We start from the raw sequence: 5,253 nt of genomic DNA, 5'->3' as shown, positions 1-5,253 counted from the left end.
TTGAGACGTCAGACATCTCGATCAACAGCCCGGGGGCCTCGCTCGTTGCGCTTCACTGGCCGTCACCTGAGCGATGGCCAACTCGAAGAAGCTCAATGCTACGGCCTTCGAACTGGTCAAGTGCCTCTGTGACGGAGCACAGGATCAGGCGAAGGCCGCTCTCACGTCAGGCACTCAGCCGAAACCGTGAGCAAGTTCGGGGCCACGTTCGACCGAAGACGATAAACGCCAAGCTTAGCTTTGCGATGGGTCATCGGCAGCCGCGCGGCGCCGGAGGCCCAGCAGTATCCCGCCCGCCGCCAGCGTCACCACGGCACCCGACGCGATGCCGAGCGCCAAGCCGCCGCCGAAGCCCGGCCCGTCGCTTGATGCCGGGGCCTCGTCCGGAGCCGAGACCTTTACCTCTCCACGTAGGACGATCGAGGGGTAGTCGCACGCATAGTCGCGGTCCTTTTCCGTCACGCAGGAGGTGTCCTTGTGGCGCAGCGTGAACGTCACGGGATACGTGCCGGGCTTCAAGCTCGCTTTGATCCGGCCCGCACCCACCCAGGCGCTCTTAGTGTCGCCCAGGGCGGTGTCGTCGGTCAGCGCCGGGCTGGAGACGTCCACCGCCGTCGGGTGCGGATTACCAGGACGCTCCTTGACCGTGAGTTCCACTGCCTCGCCAGGTTCTGCCGGACCGCTGACGGAGACGTATCCCCGTCCGGGGAAAGGGAGTGAGTCGGCGTATGCCGTCCCGGCGTACCCAAGCAGGATCAGCGGCACGGAAATTGCGATAAGTCCGCCGTGCACGGACGAGCGTGTGAAGTGGATCATATGCATTTCCCCCTGCGTGAAGTGGTCATTACGATCATGACCGACCGTGACGCATTCACGCCAGGCGGCGTGACGCGCGTCTCATATGATCTGGGGGATTTGACCATGAAGTTGCGCAGAGCACTGAGTGCTGCGGCGGGGGCCGCGGCACTCATTCTGCTGCCGGGTCTTCCGGCGTACGCAGACCAAGGCGATCCGCCTCCCTCGGGGAATGCCACCCCGAGTGCCCTGGCGGAACAGCCTTCCGTTCCTCCGACTCCCGTCCCGGCGGGCGGTGACGACGACACGCGCGGGTTCACTCCCGCCGACGCCGACAGCTACTGGACTCCGGAGCGCATGCGGGCTGCAAAGCCTGTCCAGGAGCAGGAGGCCAAGCAGTTTCCTGCTCCGACCAGGACGCCCCGCTCCCCCAGCAAGCCGTTCGAAGGGCTGCCCATCGTCGGCACCTTCTTCTGGAACGACGGCACCGACACCGGCCGCTTCTGCGGCGGCACGGTCGTCAAGAGCCCCGGCAAGAACATCGTGATGAGCGCCGGTCACTGCTTCGACGACCAGGACGCGCGCAAGAACCTCACGTTCGTCCCGCAGTACGACGACGGCAGGAAGCCGCACGGCGCCTTCACTGTCAAGCCCGGACGTATCTACGTCGACAAGCGATACCTGTCCAAGGGCCCGGACGCCGCGGCCGACCTCGACTTCAACTTCCTGCAGATCGAACCGCGCGGCGGCAAGAACGTCGAGGACGTGGTCGGCGGAGCCGAGTTGATGATCAATGCCGGGTACGCCCACGACCCGGCCCGCCTCATCGGCTACCCGGCCAACCAGAAGCGCCCGCTGGACTGCACGGACAAGACCGTCCGCTACAACAGCACCGACCCGAAGATCCCGGGCAGTTTCCTGCGTATCGCGTGCGACAAGTACTCCGGCGGCGCGTCCGGCGGCCCGTTCCTCATCAAGCGAGGCGGCGGCTGGGGCCTCATCGGCGTCATCGGCGGCTGGAAGACCGGCGGTGACAAGGACGACATCTCCTACAGCTCTTACCTGGACGCTGACACCAAGGCGCTGTACGACGACGCGGTCAACAACCGTCAGCCGGCCGGCCGTGGCGTTCTGGGCAAGGCCGAGACCTGGAAGCACGCCGAGGTCATCGCCGGGGGCTACTTCACCGACGGCAATCCCGGCACGTGGGACTACTCCGACCTGCTCGTGCGCTGGACAGACGGCGAAGTGACCCTGTACCGCGGTGCCGGTGAGGACGCCGACAACTTCGACAAAGAGATTCGTCTCATCGGGCCCAACGGCACCTGGAAGCACGCCGAGACCATCGCGGCGGGCGACTTCACCGGCGCCGACAGGGACGACCTGATCGTCCGCTGGACTGACGGTGAGCTGACGCTCTATCCCGACGTCGACGAGAGGGGCTTTCACGGCGAGGTCCAGCTGCAGAAGCCCAACGCCACGTGGAAGCACGCCATTTCCATCACCGGTGGCCGCTACACGAGCAGCAACAAGTGGGCCGACGACCTTCTGGTCCGCTGGAGCGACGGTGAAGTCACCCTGTACACCGACGTCAACCGCGACGGCTTCCACGGCGAGAAGAAGCTTGCCGCGCCCAACGGCACCTGGAAGCACGCCTCGACGATCACCTCGGGCGACTTCACCGGCAACGACCAGCACGACCTCATGGTGCGCTGGACAGACGGCGAACTGACCCTCTACAAGGACCTCGACCAGAACGGCTTCCACGGCGAGATCCAGGTCAAGAAGCCCAACCGGCTCTGGACCCACGCCACCCTCCTGGGCGCTGGCGACTACACGGAGAACCGCCACCCCGACGACTTCCTGGTGCGGTGGTCCGACGGTGAGGTCTCCATGTACCCGGACGCCGACGAGACTGGCCTGAACCGCGAGATCACGCTGGTGTACCCGCCCGCGTAAGGGCTTTGCTCCAGACAGGAGAAGGGCTCTTCCCCACTCCGGGCGGAAGAGCCCTTCTCCCATCGGATCGCTCTCATGGCATCCGGGACGGCTTCTTCTTGTTGAAGAGCCAGACATCGAAGAGCTTCGTCAGGTTCTTCCCGGACTTGCCCTCACACAGGGCGATGAACTCTCCGGTGTCGGCGTTGGCGTGCCGGTGCTGTCGGGTCCAGGTGCGGAGAATGTCGAAGAAGGCCTCGTCGCCGACGGCCTCACGCAGCTTGTGCACGACCATGGCGCCGCGCCCGTAGACGGGCGGGTCGGAGACGCGCGCCGCGCTGGGAGGATCGGCCGGAGGGAAGGCCCAGATGCCCTCGCTCTCGGGATCCGTGCCGTCGTAGAAGTCCTCGAAGATCTCGTCGGTGTTCCTGCCGCCCTGTTCCTCCTCCCAGAGCCACTCCGCATAGGTGGCCATGCCCTCGTTGAGCCAGATGTCCTTCCACTTGCGCGGGGTGACGGAGTTGCCGAACCACTGGTGCGCCAACTCGTGGACAAGCAGCGTCTCATCCGGCGCCTCATCGAAGTAGGGCTTGGTCTGGGTCTCCAGGGCATAGTCGAGGTCAGGCAGGTGGTCAACAATGGCGCCGGTGGAGGAGAAGGGGTAAGGACCGAAGCGTTCGCTCGCCCAGCCGACGATCTCGGGCACCAGATCTTTGACGTCTGCGGCGTCTTCGGACTCCTCGGGATCGATGGCGACATAGACCGGCAGGTCGTCGTCGGTCGAGCCCTGGTCGACCTCGAAGTAGCCGACGGAGACGTGGGCGAGGTAACTGGCCATGGGTTCTTCGGTTCGCCAGTGTCGGGTCACTGTCTCGCCCTTGTCCTCTTCCGTGGTCAGTTCACCGTTGCTGACCACGTCGTAGGGATCGCCGTCCTCGTCTTTGGGCACGGTGACTGTGATGTCGTACGTGGCTTTGTCCGAGGGGTGGTGGTTCCCCGGGAACCAGGTCATGGAACCGGCAGGCTGGCCGAGGGCGGTCGAGCCGTCATCGGTCTCTATCCAGCCTTCCAGGCTTCCGTCGTCGTCCTCGATCGTGCGGGGGGTGCCGTCGTAGGTCACAACCGTCTTGAAGATGTCGCCGTCCTTGACCGGCTTCGCGGGTGTCACCAGCAACTCGTCCTTCTCCCGCGAATACTGGGCCTTCACGCCTTGCACCGTGGCCAGGCGTACCTGCAGTCCTGACAGGTCAAGGTTGAAGCGGCTCAGGTCCTGGGTGGCGCGCGCTGTGATGACAGCCGTGCCCTTCAGACGGTTGGTCTCGGGCACGTAATCCAGGGTCAGTCCGTAATGTGCCACGTCGTAGCCGCCATTGCCGAGTGAAGGAAGCAGCCGGTCACCCACCCCGGCCGCGCCGGGCTTCAGGGCCGCTGCGGCATCGTCCCCCGACACAGGGCTGGTGCAGGACATCGTCATGGCCAGGAGAAGTGCTGCAGCAGGAACCCAGCCGGACAGGCGGACCGAGGCCGCCGGCCGAAGCCCACGGCCGTTCGCTCCATGAGGCTTCATCTCGTGTCTCCAATCGATCGAGGGACGCGAGACGTCAGAAAGCCTGCAGTGCCTCTCGGTTGCCTCGTGGTTGGTAAAGAATCCTTTACTCATTTTCCGGCTGACATGGCCACGAACATGATCAACGATGGCTGAGAGCGCGGGCCGCACTGACCACCGGCCTACGCCTCTGAACGGGGGAGAGTTTGGCCAGCACACCGAGAGCAATCCCTCCGGAATCACCTGGCCGATATCACATCGCCAACACATCCTGATGCCCAGGCGCGGGAGATTTCAGATTCTGGGGACTCTGGACCCTTCGTCGTCACTCCATCCTCACCTGTGAAGGGGTCCGAAGGCGACGCGAGCCCGCCCGCCGACGGAAATGTCGACGAAGCGGACAGGAATAACCAGTTGGCTGCCCCCTGAAAGTTCACGATGGCGTTCATCAGTGCGTTCAAATCTTACTGGAGGGGAAATGAAGAACTACGCCATAGCGGGAGCCTCTTTGGGGATGGCTATCGTCACCGCACTCGGCGCCGCCAATGCATCTCTCGCGGCGGACCGCAGCGGGGACCGCACGTGCACCAAATCCACCTATTCGGCTGGCGGGAAGCACTACGGAAAGGTGCACTGCACCGGCGGTTCTGGAACGCTGCAGCATAAGGCCATGGCGACATGTCGGACCAGTGACGACCGGAGTTGGGTGGCTGAAGGCCAATGGAGGTACAAGGGCAATACCTCTACTGTCACGTGCGGAACAGCCAAGGTCACATTCGTCACCTGGGTCAACCGCAGCAGGGGATAAGCCCAGAGGGAACATGGATGCCCGAAGCCGAAACAGTCGCGGCTTGGACATGTGACATCCCCCTGACGCATTGAGCTTCTTCGAGTTGGCCATCGCTCAGGTGACGGCCAGTGAAGCGCAACGAGCGAGGCCCCCGGGCTGTTGATCGAGATGTCTGACGTCTCAA

At 64.3% G+C, this 5,253-nt stretch carries 3 protein-coding genes; 1 reads left to right on the top strand and 2 read right to left on the bottom strand.

Annotated elements, in window-relative coordinates:
• Positions 1-234: 234 nt before the first annotated feature.
• Positions 235-657 carry a hypothetical protein gene (locus ADL12_RS19655; protein ID WP_159053207.1) on the bottom strand — a complete coding sequence of 141 codons (423 nt, stop codon included), beginning with the start codon at positions 655-657 and terminating at the stop codon, positions 235-237.
• A gap of 264 nt (positions 658-921) precedes the next feature.
• Here ADL12_RS19655 and ADL12_RS52775 point away from each other — a divergent pair, with 264 nt between their 5' ends.
• Entirely contained in the window at positions 922-2,754 is a 1,833-nt protein-coding gene (locus ADL12_RS52775) for a trypsin-like serine peptidase (protein ID WP_107119963.1), read from the top strand.
• A 73-nt stretch (positions 2,755-2,827) separates the two neighbouring features.
• Here ADL12_RS52775 and ADL12_RS19645 read toward each other — a convergent pair whose 3' ends face one another.
• Complete coding sequence (locus ADL12_RS19645) at positions 2,828-4,207, bottom strand: M1 family metallopeptidase (RefSeq protein ID WP_062703981.1); 1,380 nt, start codon at positions 4,205-4,207, stop codon at positions 2,828-2,830.
• Positions 4,208-5,253 lie beyond the last annotated feature (1,046 nt).

It is taken from the genome of Streptomyces regalis, assembly GCF_001509475.1.
Taxonomy (GTDB): domain Bacteria; phylum Actinomycetota; class Actinomycetes; order Streptomycetales; family Streptomycetaceae; genus Streptomyces; species Streptomyces regalis.
The sequence above is the reverse complement of the archived record's forward strand: the minus strand, read 5'-3'. Positions and strand labels throughout refer to the sequence as shown.

What these genes read in the sequence shown, in the direction of transcription:
- ADL12_RS52775 (WP_107119963.1), top strand. Translation starts at nt 922, where the DNA reads ATGAAGTTGCGCAGAGCACTGAGTGCTGCGGCGGGGGCCGCGGCACTC.
- ADL12_RS19645 (WP_062703981.1), bottom strand. Translation starts at nt 4,207, where the DNA reads ATGACGATGTCCTGCACCAGCCCTGTGTCGGGGGACGATGCCGCAGCG.